The following is a 26,587-nucleotide window of genomic DNA, read 5'->3' as shown; positions in this document are numbered from 1 at the left end:
CGATCGGCAAACCAATATTGCGTGGCTTCCACAATCACAGTTTGCGAAGGCACATACCCGCTTGGACAAAAACTGCTCACGATGCCCCCTCAGTTGCTGTCAACGAATTCAACTTTCACTAGCAATGTGGGAGCACATTCGGAAAATGCTACGCCAAAACGATCTTAACGTACGCTGGGCTCGGCATTCCCGGGCAGGGGGCAGACAGCCCAAAAACCGCGGTCGTTCCTCGATGAAATACCTGATATGGAAGCCATGAGACCTCGCGCAAATCTACTTTGCATGGGGTTGTTTTCAGGATTTCAGTTGAAGGGCCCGTCGTAACAGCAGGACTTGCTCGGAAAGACCGGCGTTTAACCGCGCTCGTCTGCGATCACCTTATTATCGTTCGTTGCTGTTAGCCCGGCGGGGACAGAGCTCTGGGCTGGCCGCCGCAAGAATCCACTGTTTCAATCGTAAAAGCCACAGTCAGAACGTTTCCGTAATCTTGCTGAGACGAGGAGGACGATCCGGGTCATATCCCCACCGGCGGGCTGTCTGCTCTATCACGCGATAAGCCGGAACGAGCATGGTGATCGGGTCAGTGGCGGGATCATCTTCTTGCAGCCAGGGCAGCGAGCCGTGTGGTCCGCCACACAGATGCAGCGCGATCTCTTGCGCGCGCAGCTCGTTTGCCAGCGCATCCACGGTGGCAGCTGTTTCGTCCATAATGCGCATCATAATAACGGGCGTCCTCGATGATAATGCCGCACGCGGACCATGCTGCAGCTCCGCGGCGCTTACACCGATTGCCGGCAAGCGAAGGATTTCGGAAAGCTTCAAAGCGATCTCTCGGGCCCAGCCCAAGCCCAGCCCCCGAGCAGCCACAAAAACAGCAGACGCCTTGGCAAGGTCGTCGGAAACTTCAGACCAATCGAGTGCCAAAGCGCGGTCCAGGCGGTCGGGTAGTCTGTCAAGCGCCGATCTGAGCGCCTGATCTTCAGCCAATTCCGCAATAAGTGCAGCACCTGCAGCCATCGAGCCGATCACCGTTTTTGTCGCTGCAATGGAGTGCTCCGCGCCCGCTTCGATCGGAATGACGAACTCTGCAGCCGTTGCGACTGGCGACGAAGTCGTATTTACGATGGCGATTGTGCGGGCGCCCGTTGCGCGAGCCGACCTGGTCGCCGCGACAAGATCCGGGCTGCGGCCAGATTGTGAGACTACGATGAATAATGCATCCCGAAGTACCAGCGGGGTACGAAATGCCGTGGTGACCGACGGAGCGCTGGCCGAAACGGGAAGGCCAAGTCGCGTCTCGATAAGATATCTCAGGAAAACTCCGGCGTGGCCCGAGCTTCCTCGGCCGCACAGGACGCACAGGGGTGCGCAGCCAATCCTCAGCCCTTTTGCAATTTCGGCCAGGGCGCGGCGGTTGCGAACAATCCGTGAGACAACGTCCGCGCTTTCACCGATTTCGCTCGCCATCGCTGAAGTCGTCACAGCTCAACGGCTCCGTCTTGATTGCGCGTCGCCTTTCTTGAGCCGCTGGATGCGATCATTGGCGAGCTCGGCAAGCACGCGGCGAAGATTGCCGTCATTGCTTTTGAGAACAGCTTCGGCCTCCGCTTTATCGGAACCCAGGGCCAAAAGGACTGCTGTTTTGATATCGCCGTCGGCCTGTTCAAGAGCGCATGCCGCTTGCGCCTGATCACAGCTGGCGATTTGAGCAACCATTGCTTCTGCGCGCCGCTTCAACTTGGCATTGGTCGGCTGCATATTCACCATCATGCCGCAATAAACTCTACCAAGGCGCAGCATGATGCCCGAAGAGATCAGGTTGAGTACAACCTTTTGGGCCGTTCCCGCTTTCATTCGCGTCGAGCCGGCGATCAGCTCTCGTCCCGTCTCGATCAACACCGGGCACCTTGCCGATGTGAGCAGGGGGACGCCCGCATTGTTGGCAAGGCCAATCGTAACAGCACCAGACGCTTCAGCCCGCTGCAGCGCCGCTACCGTGAACGGCGTTGTGCCGCTGGCTGACACGGCTATAACCACGTCCTGTGCCGTGAGCCTTGCTTCATCGATCTGACGGATCGCATCCTCGATATCGTCCTCGGCGCCCTCGATGCTTGTGGCAAGTGCACTGTCCCCGCCAGCAACAATGAAGTGGAGCCGCTCCCTGGGCCACGCAAAGGTCGGCGTCAGTTCGGCGCCGTCCTGGACGGCAACGCGGCCTGAGGTGCCGGCGCCGACGTAAACGATACGTCCGCGATCCCGCAGCGCGTCCTTGGCCAAGTCCGTAGCCGCGGTAATGGCAGGCAGCGCACGGCCGACGGCCGCAACAGCCGCAAGTTGGCCCTCCCACATTGCTTCCATCGCCGAGGCCAGCGACCAACCGTCAAGATCGGCAAAGCGGGGGTCGACTTCTTCAGTAGCCATGCACCTGATCCATGCACCATCAAACGCGAAACTTTGGAATCGGTTGGCGGTCGGTTTCCCTCTCGGGCAGGACAAACCGCCGTCGAGCGACCATTAACGCGCCGGCAACCGCATCGGCGTCAGGCCGCTTCAGACGGCTGCGCAGGTCAGGCGTCAACCAAGGGCTAATTTCGTCCGACAACCCGCCTACCAGGGAGAGCCGGTCAATTCCCTTCGCCAAGAACAAATCGAGCAGATCGCCGATCGCGTCAGCTGCACGTTCGACGATGCGACGGCCAATCGGATCACCTTGGTTTGCGTGGCGCAGTACGAGAGGTGCGAAAGCGGCATAGTCCGTGGCCCTTGCTTCTTCGGACCAGGCGACCGCCTGATAAGGGTCATCATCGAACGCGCTCAGCACCTCCGAAAGCAGCGGGGACATCTTGGCGCGGCGATCCGCCGCGCGAAGAGCCAATCGAACGACCTGCAGACCGATATCGGCACCGCTGCCTTCATCCGAGATTGGAAAACCGTAACCAGCCAGACGGATTTCGCGACCGCCGATCAGGCCAACACCGACAGAACCTGTGCCGGCTACAACAATCGCCCCGTCCGCGCCGCTATGGGCGCCGAGACACGCAGCCATGCCGTCGCTTATGAAGAGAACAGACGCAAACGGATGTGCGATCCTTTCGAGTGCCGCTTCCGCGCCTCGACGCCCATGACCGGCGAGGCCGATTCCGGCGTGCAACCGCGATAAATCCTCGTGCTTCAGTCCAGCCTGCGCGGCTGCCGCTTCGGAAGCTTCCATAATAGATCGCCAAGCCTTCTCGACGCCAATCCGCGTTGTGGCTGGCCCCGAGGTCCCTTCGCCGAGCAGCCTACCATTTCCGTCTTCGATGCGAGCTCGGCATCGACTGCCACCTCCGTCAATTCCGAGATAAGTGGTGTCTTTTCGCGCCATCTCTATTTAACTCGAAGGGTTTCCTTGCAGGTCCTCGCAAAGGGCGGATGAAGGAATATGTAGCTCTTGGACAGCTCTGTAAAAGCTCCGCGACCGGTGTACGCGGCTCGTTTCACGAGCCCGTGACTTGCCTTGTTGGATGGATGCCAATGGGTCATCTAGTGTCTCCGAACACCTTTACAATTGGTGCAACGCAGGTCTTCGATGGAACCGCCATGCGCGGGCCCGCATCGGTGAGGATTTCGAATGATCGGATCGAGAGCATCAGCTTCGGAGAGCAAAGGGCGCGCGCGTCAACGAACCTGCCCCAAGATGTTATCCTTGCACCAGGATTCATAGACATCCAGGTCAACGGGGGTGGGGGAGTTCTTCTCAATGACCAGCCAACGGAGGCTGGGGTACGACGCATTGTCGAAGCGCATCGCGGCGCCGGCACCACAGGCTGCTTGCCGACGCTGATCACCGATCGAATCGAAGTGATCGAACGGTTGGCTGCGGTCGCTCAGGCCTGCTTGCAGATTCCCGGTGTGCTCGGCTTCCATCTGGAAGGCCCGGCACTTAACAGGTCTCGCAAGGGCATTCATCCGGAATCCGAAATACGCCTGCCCAGCCGGCGCGACATTGCCGCCATCAAAAGCTTTGGAATTTGCGGCCGCTCCATTGTGACCCTGGCTCCGGAATGCGTGCCTGCGTCATTGATTGGAGAATTCATTGCGGCTGGATTACGTGTCTCTGCCGGCCATAGCGAGGCGACCGCAGCCGAAATGGAGCTAGCTGCTGATCGAGGCGTACGTGGCGTTACCCATCTATTCAATGCCATGTCACAGTTGAGCGCCCGAGAACCGGGATTGGTAGGCGCCGCGCTGCAAGACAACCGTTTATTTGCAGGGATCATCTGCGATGGCGCCCACGTGGATCGCATTAGTTTGCGCGTTGCATTCAGTTGCAAGGGATGCGATCGACTAATGCTGATCACGGATGCCATGCCGTTGATTGGTACACACGATCAGGAATTCATGCTGCTTGGAAGGCGCATAGCGTTGCATGATAATCGTTTGACCAGCTCCGACGGCACACTCGCGGGTGCTCACCTCACCATGATCGAGGCGGTGCGTAACGCCGTTGCTCTTCTCGAAATCCCGCTTGTTGACGCTCTTGCAATGGCATCTCGGACACCGGCCAGATTTCTGGGCCTGGACTCCGAGCTTGGACTGATCGCGCCGGGATATCGAGCGGACCTGGTAGCGTTCAACGCAAGGTTCGAGGTCGTCGAGACGTGGATCTCTGGTAAAACTCTCGGTGTCGCTGCAGAGGATCGTTGACGCGCCAGCTCGTCGAACGACGGTAGAATCCGGCCGCCGAGTATCCGAATCCGTTCAATATTCCTATCAGATATCCAGACTGGAGACGTTCAGCGCTCGTCCGCGATCACCTTGCCGTCGTTCGGCAGGCTTCCCGGCGCCATCAGCTCGACGTCGCCGCCGAGCTTGGTCACGGTGCGGAGCGTCGCGGCGATTGCGGCTCGAAGCGCTTCGCTGGACGAAGCGCTTTCGCATCGCAGCGTCATCGTGTCCTGTTCATTCTCGCGCGCGACGACGAGACGCAACCGCGCGAGCTCGGGATGACGCCTGGCAATTTCCGCGATCTGTTCGGGCCGCACGAACATGCCCTTCACTTTGGTGGTCTGGTCGGCGCGGCCCATCCAGCCCTTGATGCGCATATTGGTGCGGCCGCAAGGACTTGCGCCCGGTAGCGCCGCGGTGAGGTCGCCGATCGCAAGGCGTATCCAGGGGTGGTCGGGGTCGAGGGTGGTGACCACGACCTCGCCGACTTCGCCGTCTGCGACGGGGTCGCCGGTGCCGGGCCGCACGATCTCCAGGATCAGGTCCTCGTTGACGACCATGCCTTCGCGCCCCGCAGTCTCGAACGCAATCAGGCCGAGATCGGCGGTGCCGAACGACTGGTAGGCGTCGATGCCGCGGGCCTTGATTTCCTCCTGCAGTGATTTTGGAAACGCCGCGCCGGAAACGACAGCGCGCCCGAGCGAGGAGACATTTCTCCCGGTATCTTTGGCGGCATCGAGCAGGATTTTGAGAAAATCAGGCGTGCCGCAGTAGCCGACTGGCGAATAGGCCTCGATCAGCTCGAATTGCGCTTCGGTATTACCGGGGCCCGCCGGAATCACGGCGCAACCAAGCGCGCGCGCCGAAGTATCGAAGATGAAGCCGCCGGGCGTCAGATGATAGCTGAACGTGTTCAGCACCACGTCGCCTTTGCGAAAACCTGCCGCATAAAGCGCGCGCGCCCCCCGCCAGGGGTCGGCATGCGCGCCTTCAGGCTCGAAGATCGGACCGGGCGAGGTGAAGAGCCGGCCATAGGCGCCGGGCGGGCTAGCTACGAAGCCGCCGAAGGGAGGGGCGGCCTTGTGCAGGGCAGGCAGCTCCGATTTGCGCAGCACCGGCAGCGTTGCGAGCGCTGAGCGGCTTGTGATGCGCGCGGGATCGACGCCTTTGAGCCGCTCAACATAGGCGGGCGCTGCAAGCGCCTTGCGCAGCACGTCCGGCAAGTGCGAGAACAATTCCACCTCGCGCTCCGCGGGGTCGCGGGTTTCAAGGGTGTCGTAGAAGTCGGTCATGAGAGGCCTGTATTTTCGTCGTCATTCCGGGATGGTCCGAAGGACCAGACCCGGAATCTCGAGATTCCGGGTTCACGCTTTGCGCGCCCCGGAATGACGAGTAGCAAATTCACAGCCACCGCTTCCGCCGCTTGAAGCTTTTCAGGTTCTTGAAACTCTTGCGTTGGTCGCCGGCGCCGCCGAGATAGAATTCCTTGACGTCCTCATTATCGCGCAGTTCGGTGGCCGTGCCGTCGAGCACCACCTTGCCCTGCTCCATGATGTAGCCGTGGCTTGCGACCGAGAGTGCGGCGCGCGCGTTCTGCTCGACCAGGAGAATGGTGACGCCGAGGTCGCGGTTGATCGCCTTGATGATGGAGAACACTTCCTTGACCAGCAGCGGCGAAAGGCCCATCGAGGGCTCGTCCATCAGGATCATCTTGGGGCGCGCCATCAGCGCACGTCCGATCGCCAGCATCTGCTGCTCGCCGCCGGAGAGATAGCCGGCCAGCCCCGTGCGCTCCTTCAGGCGCGGGAAATAATTGAAGACCATGTCGATGTCGGCGGCGACCTCATGGTCGCTGCGGGTAAAGGCGCCGAGCCGCAAATTCTCCAGCGACGTCATGTCGGCGATGATGCGCCGGCCCTCCATCACCTGAAAAATACCGCGGCGGACGATCCGTTCGGGATCGATGCCGTCGATGCGCTCGCCGTCGAAGACGATTTCGCCGCGCGTCACTTCGCCGTCCTCGGTCTTGAGAAGTCCGGAGATCGCCTTCAGCGTGGTGGATTTGCCGGCGCCATTGGCTCCCAGCAGCGCAACGATAGCGCCCTTCGGCACTTCGAGGCTCAAGCCGCGCAGCACCAGGATGACGTCGTCGTAGACCACCTCGATGTTGCGCACGGCAACCAGCGGCGCGGCGGTAGGGGATGTGCCGGGCGCGGGGCGTGTGGTGTCGAGGTTTTCGCTCATGGCCTGCCCGTAGTTGTCGTCCCCCGCGAATGCGGGGGACCCAGTATTCCAGAGACGCCTGTGATCGACCGAGAGGCCGCGGCGCGCTGGATCCCCGCTTTCGCGGGGATGACGGCCGAGCCTGCCGGGCGGTCTGCGGGCAACCTCTACCTCACCACCCAAGCCATTCCGGCTTGCGCGGCAGTTCGACGGTCTTGGCCTTCTCAAGCTTGATCGCGCCCTTCGCCATCAGGTCGTTGATGTCGCCATCGGTCGAACTCGAGACCTTCATGCGGTAGAGATCGACCTTGAGCGTGCCGCGATGGTCCTTTTCGGTCCAGGTCGAGGGGTTGCAGACGCCATCCATGCCGGCCGGCACCCAGTCCTTCTTCTGGTAAAAACCCTTGGCGACGTTCTCGCCCCCGGTGCCGCCATTCTTGGCGGCCCAGTCCAGCGCCTCCTTCATGTAGAGCGCCGAGCAGACACCGGCGATGTAGTGCACCGGGCGATAAACCTTTCCGCTCGGGTCGGACATTTTCGAGATTTCCGACACCGTCTTCATGCCCGGAGCATTGCCGCCCCAGGTCACCGCCGTGCGCAGCGGAAAGACAACGCCATCGGCAGCATCGCTCGCCGTCTTGGCGGCGTTCTCGTCCATGCCCCAGACGTTGCCGAGAAACTGGACATCGACGCCCGCCGTCTTGCACGCCTTCAAGACCGAGATATTGGAGGCGGCGGTGTTGCCGAGATAGGCGTAGTTGGCGCCTGAACTCTTCAAGGAAAGGCACTGCGCACTGTAATCACCGGGGGTGAGCGCAAACACCAGCGGGGGCAGCACCTCGAAGCCGAGTTCGTTGGCGAGCGCTTCGCCGGCCGCCTTCGGCGCGTTGGGATAGGGGTGGTTCGCGCCCATATGGACGAATTTGGGCTTGCCTGGCTTGCCCTTGGCCTTCCAGTCCTCGGCCGCCCAGGTGATCAAGGCGCGCATCGCGTCGGAATAGCTTGGACCGTAGAAGAAATTGTAGGGCGAGGGTTTTGCCTTGCCGCTGAGCCCTTCGGGGTCGGTCAGCGCGGCCGCATAGGAGGCGGAAAAATACGGGATCTTGTCCTGCGCCACGAAGCCGGTCAGGGCCTCGGTATCCGCCGTGCCCCAGCCCATGATCGCGGCGACCTTGGTGTCCTGCGCCGACCATTTCTTGTAGAGCGCGATCGCGCGCGGCACCTGATAGCCGTAATCGTTGCTATCGACATTGAGCTGCTTGCCGCCGACGCCGCCATTCTTGTTGACCCAGGCGAAGGTATCTTTGACGCCCTGTCCATAAGGCGTGCCGACGTCGGATGTGCCGCCCGAGAGATCTTCGAGATGACCGATCGCGATCTGGGCCTGTGCCGCCGAAGCGATGGCGCCAAACAGCAGCGCCAGCGAGACGGTTCCGAGCAGGGATTTCAGCTTCATTGGACTTTCCTCCGGTTCTTTTGTCAGAGAGTATTTTAGGCGTGATCCGGAAAAGTGGGAACCGGTTTTCCGAAAAAGATCATGCTCATACGATAGAGTCCCGTTCCAAGCTCAATGTGAAAACGGGTAGAGTCTCCAGTAGGTCTTGATCTGGCGCCAGCGATGGGCCAGCCCGTCGGGCTCGAACATCAGGAACATGATGATGATCAGCCCGATCGCGATCTCGCGCAGAAAGGTGATGTTGTTGTTGAGCGAGAGCGCGTGATCGATCGCGCCGCCTTTCAGGTGCAGGCTGATCCACTCCATCGATTCCGGCAGCAGCACCACGAAGGCGGTGCCCATCAGCGTGCCCATGATCGAGCCGGTGCCACCGATGATGATCATGGCGAGAAACAGGATCGAGCGCTCGATACCAAAACCCTCCTGCGAGATCACGAGCTGGTAGTGCGCATACAGCGCGCCGGCGATGCCGGCAAAGAAGGCCGCCAGCCCGAACGAGAGCGTGCGGTATTTCGTGAGATTGATGCCCATGATCTCCGCGGAAAGGTAGTGGTCGCGGATCGCCACCAGCGCGCGGCCGTCGCGGGTGCGCATCAAATTGGTGACGAGCAGGCAACTGACCACGAGATAGGCGAGCACGACGTAGAAATATTGCCGGTCGCCGCGCAGCACATAGCCAAACAGCGAGAATGGTTTGGCGCTCGCCGGCACCGAGCCGCCGGAAAACCACTCGGCGCGCGAGAAAAAGTCGAGCAGGATATATTGTGCGGCCAGCGTCGCGATGACGAGATAAAGCCCCTTCAACCGCGCCGCCGGGATGCCGAAGATCAGGCCGACGAGCGCGGTCGCCACGCCCGCGAGCGGAATGGCAAAGAACACCGGGACCGGCAGGTTGTTGGAAATAAAGGCCGAGGTGAAGGCGCCGAACAGGAAGAAGGCGGCGTGCCCGATCGAGATCTGGCCGGTGAAGCCGACCAGCACGTTCAGGCCCAGCGCCGCGATCGCAAAGATGCCGATCTGGATCGAGATCGAGAGCCAGTAATTGGCGAGGATTTGCGGCGCGAAGCATGCGGCGATAACGCCGAGAATCGCGAAGTTGCGGCTGGTCGTGGTCGGAAAGATGGTGGTGTCGGCCGCGTAAGAGGTGCGGAAATCGCCGGCGGGGATGAGGATGGTGCTTGCCATAATGAGTTACACCCGTTCGATGTCTTTTGTGCCGAACAACCCGTAAGGCTTGATCATCAGCACGATGATCAGCACGTAAAACGGCGCGATCTCGTACAAATTGCCCCAGTGCAGGAATTCGCTGTCGACATACTGGGCGACGTTCTCCAGAAGCCCGATGATGACGCCGCCGACCACCGCGCCCGCAATCGAGTCGAGCCCGCCCAGGATCGCGGCCGGAAACACCTTGATGCCGTAGGCGGAGAGCCCCGATGACACGCCGTTGACGACGGCCACTACCACGCCCGCGACCGCCGAGACGGTCGCCGAGATCGCCCAGGCCATCGCGAACACGTTTTTCACGGAAATGCCGAGCGATTGCGCCACCTGCTGGTTGAAGGCGGTGGCGCGCATCGCAAGGCCGTACTTCGATCTGCGAAAAAACCAGGCCATCCCGATCATCATCAGAAGCGAGACGACGAGGCTCATGACATAGACGGTCTGGATCTGCAGGCCGAGAAGACTCACGGACTGGCTGGTGAACACCCGCGGGAACGGCTGCGGATTGACGCCGAAAATCCATTTCAGCGCTGCCTGAAACACCGTCGAAAGCCCGATCGTGACCATGATCACCGCGATGATCGGCTCGCCGATCATCGGGCGCAGGATCACGATCTGGATCGCGATGCCGAAGATGAACATGAAGACGAGCGTCAGCGGCATGCCGAGCCAGAACGGCACTTCATATTTGGTGAGCAGTGCCCAGCACACCCAGGCGCCGATCAACAGCAATTCGCCCTGCGCGAAATTCACCACCTGGGTCGCCTTGTAGATCAGCACAAAGGACATCGCGACCACGCCATACAGCGTGCCGACCACGAGGCCATTGACCAGAAGCTGAATGAGGAATGCGATGTTCATGCGGTTCGATCATAACGAAAGGTGAGCCGAGCACCCTCTCCCCTTGCGGGAGAGGGTGCTCGAGCGAAGCGAGGGCGGGTGAGGGCTTGTCTTGACAACACGCTTAGGGCGGGAGCACCCCTCACCAAATTGAGTCCAGGTCTTGCGGCAGTGGAGCCCTCTCCCACAGGGGGAGAGGACACATCAATGCGCATCCCGGCTTGTTCATCAGGGCGCCTCATTCCGCGGCCTCCGCGACACGAGCCTCATGCGCGAGGTCGACCACTTTCAGCGTGGTGCGGATGCGCTGGGTGGTGCCGTCCTGGAAACGGATCGTGGTGTCGACCGGGATCGCGCGTTTTCCGCCGTAAATGGCTTCAATAATGTCGGCGTATTTCTCGTTGATGACGCCGCGGCGGACTTTCCGCGTGCGCGTCAGCTCGCCATCGTCGGCGTCGAGCTCCTTGTAGAGCAGGAGGAAGCGGGAGATGCGCTGCGGGCTCGGCAGCGTGGCGTTCACGGCGTCGACCTCCTTCTGCAGCAGCGCGTAGACGTCTTCGCGCGAAGAAAGATCGGTATAGGTCGTAAACGCGATCCGGTTTTTCTCCGCCCATTTCGAGATGATCGAAAAACGGATGCAGATCATCGCCGCGAGAGTATCGCGGCCGGCGCCGAGCACGACCGCCTCGGCGATGTAGGGCGAAAACTTCAGCTTGTTTTCGAGATATTGCGGCGAGAAGCGCTCGCCGCGGGAAGTCTCTGCCAGATCCTTGATGCGGTCGATGACCACGAGCTGCCTGTTATCGTTGAAATAGCCGGCATCGCCCGAATGCAGCCAGCCATCCTCCATGTCGGCTGCGGAGGCTTGCGGATTCTTGTAATAGCCGAGGAACATGTTGGGGTGACGCACCATGATCTCGCCGACGCCATGGATGTCCGGATTGTCGATGCGGAGTTCGATCGCCTGCGACATCGGCACCCCGGTCGTATCGGGATCGACCTCGTTTTCGGGGTGCAGGGTATAGGCTCCCAGCGTCTCGGTCTGTCCGTACAGCGTGCGCAACGGCACGCCCATGGCCTGAAAGAACTTGAAGGTGTCGGGCCCAAGCGCGGCACCGCCGGTTGCCGCCGAACGCAGCCGCGTGAAGCCGAGCCGGTCGCGCAGCGCACGGAACAGCAGCACGTCGGCGATGGCCGAACGCCGGTTTTTGGCCAGCGCCGAAAGCCCCGCCTTCATCCCGATCTCGTACAGGCTTTGCTTGAGCGGCGAGGAGTCCATCACGCGAGCGCGCACGTCGGCCGCAATCGCTTCCCAGATCCGCGGCGCAAACAGCACGAAGGTCGGCGCAATCTCGCGGAAATCGTTCATCATGGTGTCGGGCTCTTCGACGAAGTTGACCTTCATCCGGCACAACAGCCCTTTGCCGAGGACGTAGACCTGTTCCATGATCCAGGGCAACGGCAGCACCGAGACATATTCGTCGTCCGGTCCCTTGGGATCGAAGGCAAGATAGTCCGCGCAATGGCGAAGCGTTCGGCGAGCGGCAAGCATTGCCAGCTTCGGATGCGCCGTGGTGCCTGAGGTGGTGCAGAGGATCGCCGTGTCCTCGCCGCTTGTTTCATCGACGAGGCGATCGTAGAGGCCGGGCTCGCGGGTCGCACGCTCGCGTCCCATGGCCGCGAGCTTGTCTGCCGAAATCAGGCGGGGATCGTCATATTTCCGCATTCCGCGCGGATCGGAATAGACGATGTGCTTGAGATGCGGCGCGCGGTCGGCAAGCGACAGCAGCTTGTCGACCTGCTCTTCGTCCTCGGCGAAGACGAGCTTGGCTTCGCCATAGTTGAGGAGATAGGCGGCTTCCTCGTCGAGCACATCGCGATAGAGGCCCAGACTCATCGCCCCGATCGCGTGGCTGGCGATTTCCGCCGATACCCAGTCGGGGCGGTTGTCGCCGATAATGCCGATGATGTCGCCGCGGGAGAGCCCGAGTTCGACCAGGCCGAGCGCGAAGTCGTGGACGCGCTTCTGGTAGTCGTTCCAGGTGAACACCTTCCAGAGCCCGAAATCCTTTTCGCGCAGCGCGATTTCATCGCCATGTTCGCGCGCGTTAAGGCGCAACAGCTTTGGATAGGTGTCGGCCTGCGCCACGCGGCCGGCGTAATCCATCATGCTGCAGTCTCCCGCCCAGTGCCCACTTTGCGAAGTTCGCGATCTCTCTCGGCAATACCTTTTTGCGAACTTCTTAAAGTCATGGGCACTGGCAAATTGATGATACTGATACCGCTCATCGATCTGAAGTCCCTGAAAGAACTTGCCCCTTGTGGTGCAGGGACTTCAGATCGGCGGTATCAGGTGTAGGCGTATCGTCGGGATCGACCAGCACTTCATCTTCCTCGCCGAGATAGGCGCGCTTGACATGGGGATCGGCCAGCACCGCGGCAGGATCGCCTTCGGCGATCTTTCGGCCGAAATCCAGCACCATGACCCGGTGCGAAATGTCCATCACCACGCCCATGTCGTGTTCGATCATCATGACGGTCATGCCGAACTCTTCGTTGAGATCGACGATGTAGCGCGCCGTGTCCTCCTTCTCCTCGAAATTCATGCCGGCCATCGGCTCGTCGAGAAGGATCAGTTGCGGCTCGAGCGCCATGGCGCGCGCCAGCTCCACGCGCTTGCGCAAGCCGTAGGGCAGGGTGCCGGCGGTCGCCTTGCGCACCGATTGCAGATCGAGGAAGTCGATGATTTCCTCGACCTTGCGGCGATGTTCGAGCTCCTCGCGCCGCGCGCCTGTGAGCCAGTACAGCGATCCCGTGATGAAATTGTTCTTCAGGAGGTGGTGACGCCCGACCATGATGTTGTCGAGCACGCTCATATGATGAAACAGCGCCAGATTCTGAAACGTGCGGCCGATGCCGAGCCGGGGCCGGGCGTTCGGTTTCAGCGCCGTGATGTCCTTTCCCCGATAGAACAGATGGCCCTCGGTCGGCCGGTAGCGGCCCGAGATGCAGTTGACGATCGAGGTCTTGCCGGCGCCGTTGGGGCCGATAATGGAGAAAAGCTCACCGCCCCTGACGCCAAAATTGACGTCGGTGAGCGCACGCACGCCGCCAAAGCGCAGTGACACCCCGCGCACTTCCAACGTGTAGTCCAATCGGCCCCTCCTGGAAAACGGCGCCTGGGCTAGTGTGGCGGTTCAGAAATCCGCATCATCGCAGCCCGCGGGTTCGTCATCGGACTTCTGAACCAAAGCCACGTTAATGGAGTGGATTTGACATTCGCTACGGTACTGATGGCGGGTTCGAAAAGCGAATGTCAAATCCAAAACTCCATTAGAAACCGATATTTGCTAGTGGTCCTTGGATTCCAACATTCGCAAGACTGCCTGCTGAGACGGGATGCGAATGTTGGAATCGGACCACTAGAAAACAATGATTTGCTGGTGTCCTTTGATTCCGAAGTTCGCAAACGAAGTCGCCGCAAAATGATGCGAATTCGGAATCAGGACACTAGCGCTCTTGATCGCTCGCTCGCTGTAAGACTGGCACGATCCTATATCGGCCAATCCGGCTAAACCATGCGACTAATGATGTTTTGCCCCCACTGGTACACCGGATGCCATGCATGGTCGTGCTGGGCCCGGGGTCCGATCGTCGGGGGCACGGCCTCAATCAGGTAAAGCCGTGGTTTGGAATGTCGCTTGGCTGACATGCCGACAAATTTCATGCGCACCGGCGCCATAGCGCGGACGCGCGGGAGACGGGTCGCCTGCCGCTCAAGGCGATTGTTGCAGTGCGATATATCCCGAAATTCGCGGTCGATAAAATCATGATTGCCCAGGACCATTCAAGACACATAGCGATCTGGTCTAAACGCGATCGAGAGTCGAGGATGTGAGATAGCTCGTCTGCTCCGGCAGCGAAGGATGGCTGCTGCATTTCCAAAAAAGACAGGAGGTCTAGCTTGAAGAAGGTGATGCTATTGATTGTCGCGTTGCTAGGGATTCATCCAGTAGCAGCGGAGCAGTTTCCGCTGTCTTCTGCCGGGGTGAAGACGCTTGCGCCGGACGGTGCGATCAAGCCGACGGGCACATGGAGTCTCGGTACGCGCGCCGGCGACTTCGTCTTCGTTGCCGGAATGCGTGGCATCGATCCGAAGACAAACCTGCCGATCCAGGGCGACGAGGCTCGCATCCGTCAGGCCTTCCTCAACATGAAGCTGATCGCCGAATCCGAAGGAGCAACGCTACGTGATGCGGTTCGCCTCGTCGTCTATGTCACGGACATGTATCGCTTCCGTCCGTTCGTGAACAAGGTCCAGGAGGAGCTGTGGGGCGCCGGTCCTTATCCGCCGCGCACTATCGTCGAAGTCCATCGGCTGAATGGCGACGATATATGCGAGGTAGAGGGCACCTTCTACGCACCAAGCAGGAAATAACTCGCGCGATGACAACGACTGGCCTTTCGCTGTTGGCCTATAGCGTTTTCGAGCGAAGTGGATACCGGTTCGCGTGAAGAAAACGCGTCAAAACAAAAGATTGGAGCCCGGTTCTGATTCAATCAGAACCGAAAAGGCTCTAGTGTGGCGGTTCAAAAGTCCGCAATATTGATGCCGCGAGTTCGTCATGCGGACTTTTGAACCAAAGCCACACTAGATTATAGGTGTGCTAGTGTCCTTTCGATTCCGAAGTTCGCAAAAGAGGGGCCGCACAATGGTACGAACTTCGGAATCGGGACACTAGACCGGAATTGCCCACGCTCACTTCTGATGTTCACTTGCGAGTTTATTCGGACGGGATACGCCGGACTAGAACGCTTCGTACGATCAGGGCGGATCGGCCGTCAAACCTCCAGCCATTCCTTGCGGACGGCTTCGTTCGCTTTTAGTTCCGCAGGGGTGCCCTCGAACACGATGCGGCCATGGCCCATCACATAGACCCGGTGCGATATCCGCATCGCGATCGAGAGTTTCTGCTCCACCAGCAGAATGGCAAGGCCACGTCTGGCGATTTCGGCGATCAGATCGCCGACCTGTTGCACGATGAGAGGAGCAAGCCCCTCGGTCGGCTCGTCGATCATGATGAGTTCAGGGTCGCCCATCAGCGTACGGCAGATGGTCAGCATCTGCTTCTCGCCGCCGGACAGGACGCCGGCCGCGGTGTCGGCTCTCGCGGCGAGATTGGGGAACATTTCCAGCATGTCTTCGAGCCGCCACTTGCCGGGACGCCTGGTATCCTTGATGCCAAGAACCAGATTTTGCCGCACCGTCAGGCTTGGGAAGATGTCGCGATGCTCAGGCACGTAGCCGAGGCCGAGACGCGCGATGCGGTAGCTTGGTAATCCCGCGATGTCGCAGCCGTTGAATTTGATGGATCCTTGCGGCGACACTTCGCCCATGATCGCCTTGACCGTGGTGGAGCGTCCGACGCCGTTGCGGCCCAACAGGCTCACCACCTCGCCGGCATCGATGCGCATGTCGACGCCCTGCAGGATGTGGCTCTTGCCGTAATAGGCGTGAAGTCCTTCGACCTGGAGCATCATGCCGCTTCCTCGCCGAGATAGGCTTCCTTGACCTTTGGATTGCCGCGGATCTCTTGCGGCGTTCCCGAGGCGATGATCTGGCCATACACGAGGACCGAGATCCGGTCGGCCAGCCCAAACACCACGCTCATGTCGTGTTCGACGATCAACAGCGTGCGGCCTTCGGTCAGGCGGCGGATCAGCGCCACGGCGCGCTCGGTTTCTGCGTGGCTCATGCCCGCGGTCGGCTCATCAAGCAGGATCACATCGGCGCCGCCGGCCACCGTGATGCCAATCTCCAGCGCGCGCTGCTCGGCGTAGGTCAGAAGACCGGCCGGGACGTCGCGCCGTGCCGTGAGATGAATGTCGGCCAGAATCTGCGCGGTGCGTTCACGCACCTCCGGCAGATTGTCGATATTCTTCCAGAACGCGTAGCGCTGGCCGGTCGACCACAACACTGCGCAGCGCAGGTTCTCCCATACGCTCATATTGGCGAAGACGTTGGTGACCTGGAAGCTGCGCGACAGCCCGCGACGGTTGATCTGGTAGGGCGGCAGGCCGCTGATCACCTCGCCGCGCAACCGCACGGTCCCGGATGTCGGCGCAAAATATCCGCTTATCAAATTGAAGGTGGTCGATTTGCCCGCGCCGTTCGGGCCGATCAGCGCGTGGCGTTCGCCCTGCGCCACGCTTAGATTGATATCCCTGAGAATCGGGATGTTGCCAAAGCTCTTCTTGATTTCGCGAAGTTCGATCGCAGCGCTCATGCGGTGATATCCTCTTCCCGCGGCACAGCGCCGGCCTTGTCCCACGCCTCTCCCACCCGGCCCCAACTCTTGCGCGCAACCAGGAACCCGCCAACCAGCAGAACGGCCGACATCGCCCATATGTACGGGCTCGCCGCATCGAAGCTGACGCCGAACGCCTTGATGTGGGAATCATCGCCCGGGTTGACCGTGTAGTGCACGATCGTTTCCACCGCCAGCACCAGGCCGGCGAGCATGGCCAGCGTCGGCATCAGGGCTTCCAGATAGCTCGGCAAAACCTGCTGCAGCGTGCCGGCCTTGACCAGCGGGCGATGCATCATCAACAACCCGGTTATGCCGCCCGGCGCGAACAACACCACCGCAATGAAGATCAATCCGAAATAGAGCTGCCACACCTGCGTCAGGTCGCTCAGGCCCAGCGAGAGGATGGTGACGAAGATCGCACCGACGATCGGACCGATGAAGAAGCCGATGCCGCCGATATAGGCGGCGAACAATACCGTTCCCGACTGCGCCGCGCCGAGATAGGCGGAGTTGGCGATCTCGAAATTGATCGCGGCCAGCGCGCCCGCAATGCCTGCGAAGAAGCCGGCGAAGCAGAACGCGAGGTAACGGACGACGTGCGGATTGTAGCCGACGAACTGGACGCGCTCGGGATTGTCGCGCACGGCGTTGCACATCCGCCCGAGCGGGGTGCGGGTCAGCGCGTACATCGCGATCACCGCGATCAGTGTCCATGCCGCGACCAGGTAATAGATCTGGATCTGCGGACCGAAACCCAGGCCGAACAGTTTGAACAGTCTGGTGCGGTTGGCCGAGACGCCGGCCTCGCCGCCGAAAAAGCTGCGCAGGATCAGCGCCGAGGAAGCGATCAATTCGGCAACGCCGAGCGAAATCATCGCGAACGCCGTTCCCGAGCGCTGGGTGGAGACCCACCCCAGGAGAGCAGCGAAGAACAGTCCAGTCAGTCCGCCGATGAGGGGAATGACGGGCAGCGGGATAGGCAACTTGTTCGGGCCGATGATGTTGATGGCGTGAATCACCAAAAAGCCGCCGAGGCCGTAGTACACCGCGTGCCCGAACGATAGCAGGCCGGTTTGTCCGAGCAGGATATTGTAGGACAGCGAGAAGATGATGGAGATGCCGATCAGGCTGAACGTCGTCAGCGAGCCGCCCGAGCCCAAGACATGGGGCAGCAGCACGAGCACGATCGCGGCCGTCACCCACATCCCGTAGAATTTGAGCTTCTCGGTTGCGGTCGGCAGCGGCGGGGCCGCACTTGTTGCAATTTGGTTCATGTGTCGCGGGTCCCTAACAGACCCATCGGGCGGAAGATCAGGACCAGCACCAACAGCACGTAAGGCACGATCGGCGCGATCTGCGCGATCGTGACGCTCCAGATGTCGGCAAGCCAGGTCGTGGCATAAGCGGGGCTGAGCGGACCGAACGCGCCCGACAGCGAGCCGTTCATCGACACCGCGAAGGTCTGAATCAAACCGATCAGCAGTGAGGCGACGAAGGCGCCTGGCAGCGAGCCCAGGCCGCCGACCACGACAACCACGAACAGGATCGGACCCAGTAGGCCGGCCATGTTCGACTGCGTCACCAGCGCAGGCCCCGCGATCACGCCGGCAACCGCGGCCAGCGCCGTGCCGACACCGAACACCAGCATGAAGATGCGCCCGACATTGTGGCCGAGATGGGCCACCATGTGTGGATGGGTCAGCGCGGCCTGGACGATCAGGCCGATGCGCGTCTTTTTCAGGACGATCAGGAGTCCGGCGAAGATCGCGACCGACACCAGCAGCATGAACATCTTGTAGGCCGGGTAGTTGGTCGAGAAAATCGTGAATGCGGGAAAGTCGAGCGAGGAGGGGATGCGGAAATCGACCGGGCTCTTGCCCCATATGATCTGGACGATCTCCTCGATCACGAACGCCAGGCCAAAGGTGAACAGGAGCTCCGCGACGTGGCCGTTCCTGTGAACGGGACGCAAGCCGAAGCGCTCGACGGCAACCCCGATCGCACCTGCAAGCAGTGGCGCGGTCAACAGCGCTGGCCAGAAGCCGAACCAGCGGCTGATCTGAAACCCGAAGAAGGCGCCGAGCATGTAGAAGCTTGCATGGGCGAAATTGAGCACCCCTAACATGCTGAAGATGACGGTCAGGCCGCTCGCCATCAGGAACAGCAGCATCCCGAACAGGATGCCGTTGAGCGTGGATATGACGATGAGTTCGAGCACTAGAGCTCCGATTCCGAAGTTCGCAAGCTATCGCGGCGACCTCTGATGCGAACCTCGGAATCAAAGGAGCTCTGGCAACTTGTTAATTTGAGTAGCGGCTTTGAATTTGAAGTTCCTATCACGAACTTGCCGCGATACTGATAGGAACTTCAAATTCGCCGCACTGCCCCTCGGGAGATTTGCATGACCGGTTTCGACATTTTCGCCATCGCGCTTGTTCTGCTGGTTATTCTTACGCTGTTTGCCGGCATCAAGACCGTGCCGCAGGGCTACGACTGGACCATCGAGCGGTTCGGCAAATATACCAGGACGCTCTCGCCCGGGCTCAACATCATCGTGCCCTATTTCGATCGCGTCGGCCGCAAGATGAACATGATGGAGCAGGTGATCGGCATTCCCGAGCAGGAAGTGATCACCAAGGACAACGCCACCGTCACCGTTGACGGCGTCGCGTTTTTCCAGGTGTTCGAGGCGGCCAAGGCGAGTTACGAAGTCTCCAATCTGGAAAACGCCATCACCGTGCTCACCATGACGAACATCCGTTCGGTGATGGGGTCGATGGACCTCGACCAGGTGCTGTCGCATCGCGATGAGATCAACGAGCGGCTGTTGCGCGTCGTCGATGCTGCGGTGTCGCCTTGGGGCGTCAAGGTCAATCGCATCGAGATCAAGGACATCGTGCCGCCGGCCGACCTCGTGGAGGCGATGGGGCGGCAGATGAAGGCCGAACGCGTCAAGCGCGCCGATATCCTGCAAGCTGAAGGCCAGCGCCAATCCGACATTCTGCGCGCCGAGGGCGCCAAGCAGAGCCAGATCCTGCAGGCCGAGGGCCGCCGCGAAGCCGCGTTCCGCGATGCCGAAGCGCGCGAGCGGTCCGCCGAAGCGGAAGCCAAGGCAACGCAGATGGTTTCCGAAGCTATCGCCAAGGGCGACGTTGCCGCGCTGAACTACTTTATCGCCGACAAATATATCAAGGCGTTCGGGCAATTGGCGGAATCGCCGAGCCAGAAGGTGATCATGCTGCCGATTGAGGCGGTGAACTTGCTTGGTTCGCTTGCCGGCATCGGCGAGATCGCGCGAGCAACCTTCGGTGAAAGCGCGATCTCGGCTCAGGCCGCGGCCCGGCGTGGGTCGGTGCCGAGCGCCGGCTCGGGCGCCGTCCCGCCAGCGCCACCCACGGGTTAGCCACCATGACGGAGATGTTCACGACGTTAGGCACCTGGAACTGGCTGATTTTCGGCATCATCCTGATGGCGCTGGAATTACTTGCCCCGGGTGTCTTCCTGTTCTGGCTGGGGCTGGCAGCCCTGCTGGTGGGGTTATTGTCATTCGCCTTTCATCCGTCCTGGCAGACTCAGATCCTGATGTTTGCCGTGTTTGCGGCCGCCGCCGTGCCGCTCTGGCGGCGCATCGCGCGCAACAATGCCGCAGCCAGCGCCAACAACCCCTTTCTGAACAAGCGCGCTGATGCGCTCGTCGGGCGCGTCTTTACGCTGGAAAGGCCGATCGTCGACGGCAGGGGGACGGTGCGGATCGACGATACGGTCTGGCGGATCAGCGGGCCCGACGCGCCGGCCGGCAGCCGGATCAGGATCGTTCGCGCCGATGGCGCCAGCCTGACGGTGGCCCTGGTCTGAGGCGCGATGAATTCAGGTCGAATCGCCATCGCGCTTTAGTGATAGCCGCTGCACACTTTGCGCTAACGCGGCCCTTCGGGCATCGCTAGTTCAGCACCTTCTGCCATCGCTCGGCGAAGCGATGCAGCGGCAGGAAGGTCTCCAGTAATTCCCGACCCAGGGCGGTGAGGCGGTATCCGTCCCCGGGGATTAGTTCGACGAAACCCACCCGCCGCAGCTCGGTCAGGCGCGCCTGCAGCACCGTCGGCGAGGCCTCGTCGCAAGCTGTGCGGAGCGCGCGGGAGGTCAGTGATTGATGGCGAAGCTCCCACAAAATCCGCAAGCTCCAGCGCCGGCCCAGGAGGTCGAGCAGCACCATGATCGGCCGGCCCGACCTTGAGCCGCGTACGCGGCGTTGCCCGGGAGTCTTCCCGGAGATCGAACTCTGTTTTGGCATCGGGTCTCCCTTGCGGCGCGCTACAGATAATGTAGCATAGCGCTACATTTATTGTAACACAGGAGCGCACCATGTCGCGAATTGCCCCGCTCGAGCCGCCTTATGAACCGGAAATCCAGGAACAATTCGACCGCATCATGCGCGGTGCGCCGCCGCTGATGCTGTTTCGCATGGTCGCCTCCAACGCGCGTGCCTGGGAAAAATTTCGTGCCGGCAGTCTCCTGGACCGCGGTCCGCTCACTTTGCGGGAACGCGAAATCGTAATCGACCGCACCTGTGCGTTGACGCGATGCGAATACGAATGGGGCGTGCATGTCGCCACCTTCGCAAAGGCCGCGCAACTGACGGAGCCACAAATTCGCGCGATCGTGCTCGATGGTGCGCAAGCGCCGTGCTGGTCGCCTCCGGAACAGGCGCTGATCGCAACCGTGGATGCGCTGCATTTGCGGGCCACCCTGAACGATGACGAATTCGACACGCTGTCGGCGCATTATGACGATGCGAAGATCTTCGAAATCATCCTGCTGTGCGGCTTTTACCGCACGGTGTCGTATCTGGCGAACGGGCTTGATCTGCCGCTTGAGGAAAACGCGGCGAGATTTCCGAAATAATCGTCATTCCGGGGCGATGCAAAGCATCGAGCTATGATGTGCAATTGCACGTCAGAGAATCTCGAGATTCCGGGTCTGGTCCTTCGGACCATCCCGGAATGACGGCTCATACGAAGGAGTGCTGCGCTCGCGATGACGGCGGAGCGCGCCGCTACACCACTCCGGCGCGCAAGATGTCGTGCAGGTGCACGATGCCAACCGGCCTTCCGCCATCGGTCACGATCAGCGCGGTGATCTTCGACGAGTTTAGGATCTCCAGCGCTTCGCTGGCGAGCAGGTCGCCGCGAATCGTCTTCGGATTTCTGGTCATCACGTCGTCGACCACGGCGGTCATGAGATCCGGACGCATGTGCCGGCGCAAATCGCCGTCGGTGACGATGCCGACGATCGCGCCATGCGCGTCCACGATGCCGACGCAGCCAAAACCTTTCGAGGTCATCTCGACCAGTGCGTCCGACATCCCGGTGCCGAGCGGCTTCAGCGGTACCGTGTCGCCGGTGTGCATGATGTCGCGAGTGAATTTGAGCATGGCGCCGAGCTTGCCGCCCGGATGCAGAACGCTGAAGTCGACCGGCGTGAAGCCGCGGCCCTCCAGCAACGCGATCGCCAGCGCATCGCCGAGCGCAAGCAGCATCAGCGAGGAAGTGGTGGGTGCGAGATTGTGCGGACAGGCTTCGCGCGCCTTCGGCAGCGTCAGCGCGATATCGGCAGCGCGGCTTAGCGTGGAGTCGCGCTCGGCGGTCATGGCGATCACCGCGATGCGAAACCGCTTGGCATAGGTGATCAGGGTTTTCATCTCTGGCTGCTCGCCGGACCAGGACAGCGCCAGAATCACGTCATCGGTGGTGATCATGCCGAGATCACCGTGACCGGCTTCGGCCGCGTGCACGAAAAACGCGGGCGTGCCGGTGGAGGCGAAGGTTGCCGCGATCTTGCGGCCGATATGGCCCGATTTGCCCAAGCCCGTGACGATCAACCGTCCCTTGGCGTTGCGAATGAGATCGGCCGCGCGCGCAAATGCCTCGCCGAGGTCGGCTTGCAGCGCCGCCGTGATCGCCGCGATCCCGCTGCCTTCCGCCTCAAGCGTGCGCAACGCGGATTGAACGGGCGCGTTCAAGGGGGCCGGGCCGGATGAAGGTGCCATCAGCGGTTTGGAATTGGACATGCGTGGTTCCGTAAGACTCAAGGCGCCGAGGGCAGCGGGGTTTTAAGGTTTCTTAACATGGCAAACAGCGGGAGGCGACGCACGGTCCGCCTCTCATCGGCTCATTAACCATAATTGTTTTAACTCCGTTAACGGCATTTTCCATCAGGCCAGCGCGGGCTCTGGGACCGGGACGTCAAGCGTATGAATTTGTTGAGGTAATTCTCATCGTGGGAGCTGCGGGCATGTCGATCGGCTGGCAGGGAGGCTGATACTGTTCCCCCACCCCGGCGTTACGCGCCGACCCTCCCCGCAAAGGGGGAGGGACAAGAGCGGACAGAGGCGCCGTCACCTTGGCAGATTCGTCGTGCCCATCAGAAAGGTATCGATCGCGCGGGCACACAGCCGGCCCTCGCGGATCGCCCAGACGACGAGCGATTGTCCGCGGCGCATGTCGCCGGCCGAGAACACCTTTGGCAGCGAGGTCTGGTAGTCTTCAGTGTTGGCGCGCACATTGCCGCGCGGGTCGAGTTCGACGCCAAGCGTCTTCAACAGGCCCTCGTGCACCGGGTGGACGAAACCCATCGCCAGCAGCACGAGCTGGGCCTCGAGTTCGAATTCGCTTCCTCCAATCGGCTTGAACTTGTCGTCGACCTGCACGCAATGCAGCTTGTCCACCTGGCCGTCGGTGCCCGAAAAATGTTGCGTCAGCACCGCATATTCGCGCTTTGCGCCTTCGGCCTGGCTCGAGGAGGTCCGCATTTTCAGCGGCCAGTTCGGCCAGGTCAGGCCCTTGTTCTCGCGCTCGGGCGGTGCCGGCAAAATCTCGAGCTGGGTCACCGAGAGCGCACCTTGCCGGAAAGACGTGCCAATGCAGTCCGATCCGGTGTCGCCGCCGCCGATCACCACGACATGCTTGCCGCCGGCGAGAATGTCGCTCTCTCCGCCGAGCGGTTCGTTGCTGACACGGCGGTTCTGCTGCGGCAGGAAATCCATCGCGAAGTGAATGCCCCCAAGGTCGCGCCCCGGAATCGGCAGGTCGCGCGGGGCTTCCGCACCACCGGTGAGCGCGAGCGCGTCGTATTCGTTGAGCAGTTGTTTTGGATCGACCGCGCCTGCAAGGCCTACATGGGCGTCGTAATGGAAGGTGACGCCCTCGGCCAGCATCTGCGCGATGCGGCGGTCGATGAAATGCTTCTCCATCTTGAAGTCGGGAATGCCGTAACGCAAAAGCCCGCCGGCCCTGGCGAATTTCTCGAACACGTGCACGTCGTGACCGGCGCGCGCCAGCTGCTGCGCGCAGGCCAGTCCCGCTGGTCCCGAGCCGATGACCGCGACCTTCTTGCCGGTCCTGGCCGCCGGGATTTCGGGTTTGACCCAGCCATTCTCCCACGCACGGTCGACGATCGCGCATTCGATGGTTTTGATGGTGACCGGGTTGTCGTCGATGTTGAGCGTGCATGAGGCCTCGCAGGGGGCGGGGCAGATGCGGCCGGTGAATTCCGGAAAGTTGTTGGTCGAATGCAGGTTGCGCGAAGCCTCTTCCCAGTTGCCCTGGTAGACGAGGTCGTTGAAATCCGGGATCTGGTTGTTGACGGGGCAGCCCGGGGTACCCGGCGCCACCGAGCCCGTGCCATGACAATAGGGAATGCCGCAATTCATGCAGCGCGCGGCCTGGTCGCGCGTTTCCTTCTCCGTCAGCGGAACGACGAATTCGTTGAAGTGCTTAACGCGTTCGGCGACGGGCTTGTACTTGCGATCGTGCCGTTCGATTTCCAGAAAACCTGTGACCTTGCCCATTAAAGAAAAACCCTAAGCCCCTGCATCTTGAAAACTCGTCTTACTCGCTGCTCGCCATTCCCTCGTCATTGCGAGGAGCGTCAGCGACGAAGCAATCCATATATACACCGAGTTGGTCTGGATTGCTTCGGCTCACGCCCGCAATGACGGCACGGTTACCGGCAATTACGCCCCGATCGCAATTTTTGGTTCGGCGTCGGCGTTAGCCTTCAACTCCTTCAGCGCGCGGCGGTACTCCACCGGCATCACCTTGCGGAATTTCGGCAGCCAGGCCTTCCAATCGCCGAGAATTTCGGCAGCACGCTTCGAGCCCGTCAGCTTGGCGTGACGCGTGACCAACACGTGCAGCCGTTCGACGTCGGAGTCGAGCAGGTTGTGGAACACGTCAACCTGGCCGTGGGATTCGAGATCGCCGGACTGGTGATAGCTGTCCTCGTTGATCATTTCTTCCGATAACACCGGCTCGAGATCGACCATCGACATGTTGCAGAGCTTCTGGAAGTCACCCCCCTCATCCAGCACATAGGCAATGCCGCCGGACATGCCGGCCGCGAAATTGCGACCGGTCTTGCCGAGCACGACGACAATGCCGCCGGTCATGTATTCGCAGCAGTGATCGCCGGCGCCTTCGACCACGGCAATGGCTCCGGAGTTGCGCACGGCGAAGCGTTCGCCGGCGATGCCGCGGAAATAGCACTCGCCCTCGATCGCGCCATACATCACCGTGTTGCCGACGATGATGGATTCCTCCGGCACGATGCCGGAATGGCGCGGCGGTCTGACGATGATGCGGCCGCCGGACAAGCCTTTGCCGACGTAGTCGTTGCCCTCACCCTCGAGATCGAACGTGACGCCGGAGGCCAACCAGGCGCCGAACGCCTGGCCTGCGGTGCCCTTGAAGTTCACCTGGATGGTGTCGAGCGGCAGGCCGGCGTGGCCATAAATCCTGGCCACCGCGCCCGATAGCATCGCGCCGGCGCTGCGGTCGGTATTGTTGATCTCCATCTCGATCTTGACCGGCGCGCCGCGATCGAGCGCTGCTCGCGCTTTCTGGATCAGCTTGCGGTCGAGCACGTTCTCCAGATGATGGTTCTGCGGCTCCGCGTGATAGATCTTCTGGCCTTTTTCTTCCTTCTGCCGCACGAACAGTTTTGAGAAATCGAGCCCCTTGGCCTTCCAGTGCGCGACCAGCCTCGTCTGGTCGAGCATCTGGGTCTGGCCGACCATCTCGTTGAAGGTGCGGTAGCCAAGGGTCGCCATGATCTCGCGCACTTCTTCGGCGACGAAGAAGAAATAGTTGATGACGTGCTCCGGCTGGCCGGTGAAGCGCTTGCGCAGCACCGGGTCCTGCGTGGCGACGCCGACCGGGCAGGTGTTGAGGTGGCACTTGCGCATCATGATGCAGCCGGCTGCGATCAAGGGCGCAGTGGCGAAGCCGAATTCGTCGGCCCCCAACAGCGCGCCGATCACCACGTCACGTCCGGTGCGGAAGCCGCCGTCGACCTGCACGACGATGCGGCTGCGCAGCCGCTCCCGCACCAGCGTCTGGTGGGTCTCGGCAAGCCCGATTTCCCAGGGACTGCCGGCGTGCTTGATCGAGGTGAGCGGAGAAGCGCCGGTGCCGCCTTCGAAGCCGGCGATGGTGACATGGTCGGAGCGCGCCTTCGCAACGCCGGCGGCAACGGTGCCGACGCCGATTTCGGAGACGAGCTTCACCGACACCTGGCCGTCCGGATTGACGTTCTTCAGGTCATAGATCAGCTGCGCCAGGTCCTCGATCGAATAGATGTCGTGATGCGGCGGCGGCGAGATCAGGCCGACGCCGGGCGTCGAATGCCGGACCTTGGCGATGATCGCATCGACCTTGTGACCGGGCAGCTGCCCGCCTTCGCCCGGCTTTGCGCCTTGCGCCATCTTGATCTGCATCATGTCGGAATTGACGAGATATTCCGTGGTGACGCCGAAGCGGCCCGAGGCCAC

Annotated in this window: 23 protein-coding genes; 5 read left to right on the top strand and 18 right to left on the bottom strand. The window is 61.2% G+C overall.

Annotation, left to right across the window (positions count from 1 at the left end):
• Positions 1-468 precede the first annotated feature (468 nt).
• From VNX23_RS11210 to VNX23_RS11200, 3 genes are read right to left on the bottom strand one after another with little or no spacing between them, the layout of a single operon-like run.
• Complete coding sequence (locus VNX23_RS11210; protein ID WP_325629987.1) at positions 469-1,467, bottom strand: SIS domain-containing protein; 999 nt, start codon at positions 1,465-1,467, stop codon at positions 469-471.
• Between the two features lie 18 nt (positions 1,468-1,485).
• Positions 1,486-2,421, bottom strand: a complete 936-nt coding sequence (locus VNX23_RS11205; RefSeq protein WP_325629985.1) for an N-acetylmuramic acid 6-phosphate etherase — start codon at positions 2,419-2,421, stop codon at positions 1,486-1,488.
• Positions 2,422-2,440: 19 nt separating this feature from the next.
• The gene (locus tag VNX23_RS11200) at positions 2,441-3,364 is read right to left on the bottom strand and encodes a BadF/BadG/BcrA/BcrD ATPase family protein (RefSeq protein ID WP_325629983.1); all 924 of its coding nucleotides are present in this window, start codon (positions 3,362-3,364) and stop codon (positions 2,441-2,443) included.
• A gap of 143 nt (positions 3,365-3,507) precedes the next feature.
• Between VNX23_RS11200 and nagA the strand changes: the two genes are divergently transcribed.
• Positions 3,508-4,686 carry an N-acetylglucosamine-6-phosphate deacetylase gene (gene nagA / locus VNX23_RS11195; protein WP_325629992.1) on the top strand — a complete coding sequence of 393 codons (1,179 nt, stop codon included), beginning with the start codon at positions 3,508-3,510 and terminating at the stop codon, positions 4,684-4,686.
• A gap of 89 nt (positions 4,687-4,775) precedes the next feature.
• On the opposite strand, the gene VNX23_RS11190 is transcribed toward nagA, so the two are convergent.
• The 7 genes from VNX23_RS11190 to VNX23_RS11160 all read right to left on the bottom strand — a co-directional run bounded on the left by VNX23_RS11190 (position 4,776) and on the right by VNX23_RS11160 (position 13,605).
• Positions 4,776-5,999 (bottom strand): phenylacetate--CoA ligase family protein, encoded by a 1,224-nt coding sequence (locus VNX23_RS11190; RefSeq protein WP_325629982.1) that lies wholly within the window; start codon positions 5,997-5,999, stop codon positions 4,776-4,778.
• Positions 6,000-6,108: 109 nt separating this feature from the next.
• On the bottom strand, positions 6,109-6,951 hold the full coding sequence (locus VNX23_RS11185) for an ABC transporter ATP-binding protein (protein ID WP_325629980.1): 843 nt from the start codon (positions 6,949-6,951) through the stop codon (positions 6,109-6,111).
• 151 nt (positions 6,952-7,102) lie between these two features.
• Positions 7,103-8,386 (bottom strand): ABC transporter substrate-binding protein, encoded by a 1,284-nt coding sequence (locus tag VNX23_RS11180; RefSeq protein WP_325629978.1) that lies wholly within the window; start codon positions 8,384-8,386, stop codon positions 7,103-7,105.
• Between the two features lie 111 nt (positions 8,387-8,497).
• On the bottom strand, positions 8,498-9,571 hold the full coding sequence (locus VNX23_RS11175; protein ID WP_325629976.1) for a branched-chain amino acid ABC transporter permease: 1,074 nt from the start codon (positions 9,569-9,571) through the stop codon (positions 8,498-8,500).
• Between the two features lie 6 nt (positions 9,572-9,577).
• Entirely contained in the window at positions 9,578-10,471 is an 894-nt protein-coding gene (locus VNX23_RS11170) for a branched-chain amino acid ABC transporter permease (RefSeq protein WP_325629974.1), read from the bottom strand.
• Positions 10,472-10,688: 217 nt separating this feature from the next.
• Positions 10,689-12,620: a long-chain fatty acid--CoA ligase gene (locus VNX23_RS11165; RefSeq protein ID WP_325629972.1), complete on the bottom strand. Its 1,932-nt coding sequence runs from the start codon at positions 12,618-12,620 to the stop codon at positions 10,689-10,691.
• A gap of 115 nt (positions 12,621-12,735) precedes the next feature.
• Positions 12,736-13,605, bottom strand: coding sequence for an ABC transporter ATP-binding protein (locus tag VNX23_RS11160; protein WP_325629970.1), 870 nt, complete (start codon positions 13,603-13,605; stop codon positions 12,736-12,738).
• Positions 13,606-14,423: 818 nt separating this feature from the next.
• On the opposite strand from VNX23_RS11160, the gene VNX23_RS11155 reads away from it, so the two are divergent.
• Positions 14,424-14,888: a RidA family protein gene (locus tag VNX23_RS11155; RefSeq protein WP_325629991.1), complete on the top strand. Its 465-nt coding sequence runs from the start codon at positions 14,424-14,426 to the stop codon at positions 14,886-14,888.
• Positions 14,889-15,292: 404 nt separating this feature from the next.
• Here VNX23_RS11155 and VNX23_RS11150 read toward each other — a convergent pair whose 3' ends face one another.
• From VNX23_RS11150 to VNX23_RS11135, 4 genes are read right to left on the bottom strand one after another with little or no spacing between them, the layout of a single operon-like run.
• Positions 15,293-15,988: an ABC transporter ATP-binding protein gene (locus VNX23_RS11150; protein WP_325629989.1), complete on the bottom strand. Its 696-nt coding sequence runs from the start codon at positions 15,986-15,988 to the stop codon at positions 15,293-15,295.
• A complete protein-coding gene (locus tag VNX23_RS11145; protein ID WP_325629968.1) occupies positions 15,988-16,737 on the bottom strand; it encodes an ABC transporter ATP-binding protein in 750 nt (249 codons plus the stop codon). Before VNX23_RS11145 ends, VNX23_RS11150 begins: the two co-directional genes overlap by 1 nt.
• Positions 16,734-18,035, bottom strand: a complete 1,302-nt coding sequence (locus tag VNX23_RS11140; protein ID WP_325629966.1) for a branched-chain amino acid ABC transporter permease — start codon at positions 18,033-18,035, stop codon at positions 16,734-16,736. Before VNX23_RS11140 ends, VNX23_RS11145 begins: the two co-directional genes overlap by 4 nt.
• A complete protein-coding gene (locus tag VNX23_RS11135) occupies positions 18,032-18,979 on the bottom strand; it encodes a branched-chain amino acid ABC transporter permease (RefSeq protein ID WP_325629964.1) in 948 nt (315 codons plus the stop codon). The genes VNX23_RS11140 and VNX23_RS11135 overlap by 4 nt, the downstream gene beginning before the upstream one ends.
• 183 nt (positions 18,980-19,162) lie before the next feature.
• On the opposite strand from VNX23_RS11135, the gene VNX23_RS11130 reads away from it, so the two are divergent.
• Together VNX23_RS11130 and VNX23_RS11125 are read left to right on the top strand one after the other, a co-directional pair.
• Positions 19,163-20,164: an SPFH domain-containing protein gene (locus VNX23_RS11130; protein ID WP_325629962.1), complete on the top strand. Its 1,002-nt coding sequence runs from the start codon at positions 19,163-19,165 to the stop codon at positions 20,162-20,164.
• Between the two features lie 5 nt (positions 20,165-20,169).
• Complete coding sequence (locus VNX23_RS11125) at positions 20,170-20,616, top strand: NfeD family protein (RefSeq protein WP_325629960.1); 447 nt, start codon at positions 20,170-20,172, stop codon at positions 20,614-20,616.
• An 85-nt stretch (positions 20,617-20,701) separates the two neighbouring features.
• Here the strand turns inward: VNX23_RS11125 and VNX23_RS11120 are convergent, their stop codons facing one another.
• Complete coding sequence (locus tag VNX23_RS11120) at positions 20,702-21,052, bottom strand: helix-turn-helix domain-containing protein (RefSeq protein WP_325629958.1); 351 nt, start codon at positions 21,050-21,052, stop codon at positions 20,702-20,704.
• A gap of 71 nt (positions 21,053-21,123) precedes the next feature.
• Between VNX23_RS11120 and VNX23_RS11115 the strand changes: the two genes are divergently transcribed.
• Positions 21,124-21,663 (top strand): carboxymuconolactone decarboxylase family protein, encoded by a 540-nt coding sequence (locus VNX23_RS11115; protein ID WP_325629956.1) that lies wholly within the window; start codon positions 21,124-21,126, stop codon positions 21,661-21,663.
• Between the two features lie 151 nt (positions 21,664-21,814).
• Here the strand turns inward: VNX23_RS11115 and VNX23_RS11110 are convergent, their stop codons facing one another.
• The 3 genes from VNX23_RS11110 to VNX23_RS11100 form a co-directional block, all read right to left on the bottom strand.
• Positions 21,815-22,828, bottom strand: coding sequence for a KpsF/GutQ family sugar-phosphate isomerase (locus VNX23_RS11110; RefSeq protein WP_325629954.1), 1,014 nt, complete (start codon positions 22,826-22,828; stop codon positions 21,815-21,817).
• 327 nt (positions 22,829-23,155) lie between these two features.
• Positions 23,156-24,607 (bottom strand): glutamate synthase subunit beta, encoded by a 1,452-nt coding sequence (locus tag VNX23_RS11105; protein ID WP_325629952.1) that lies wholly within the window; start codon positions 24,605-24,607, stop codon positions 23,156-23,158.
• Between the two features lie 165 nt (positions 24,608-24,772).
• Positions 24,773-26,587: glutamate synthase-related protein (locus VNX23_RS11100; RefSeq protein WP_325629950.1), on the bottom strand; the 1,815-nt coding region annotated here is incomplete at its 5' end.

This window comes from Bradyrhizobium sp. (assembly GCF_035570375.1).
Taxonomy (GTDB): domain Bacteria; phylum Pseudomonadota; class Alphaproteobacteria; order Rhizobiales; family Xanthobacteraceae; genus Bradyrhizobium.
Note: the sequence above shows the minus strand (reverse complement) of the source record. Positions and strands in the feature narration are given on the sequence as shown.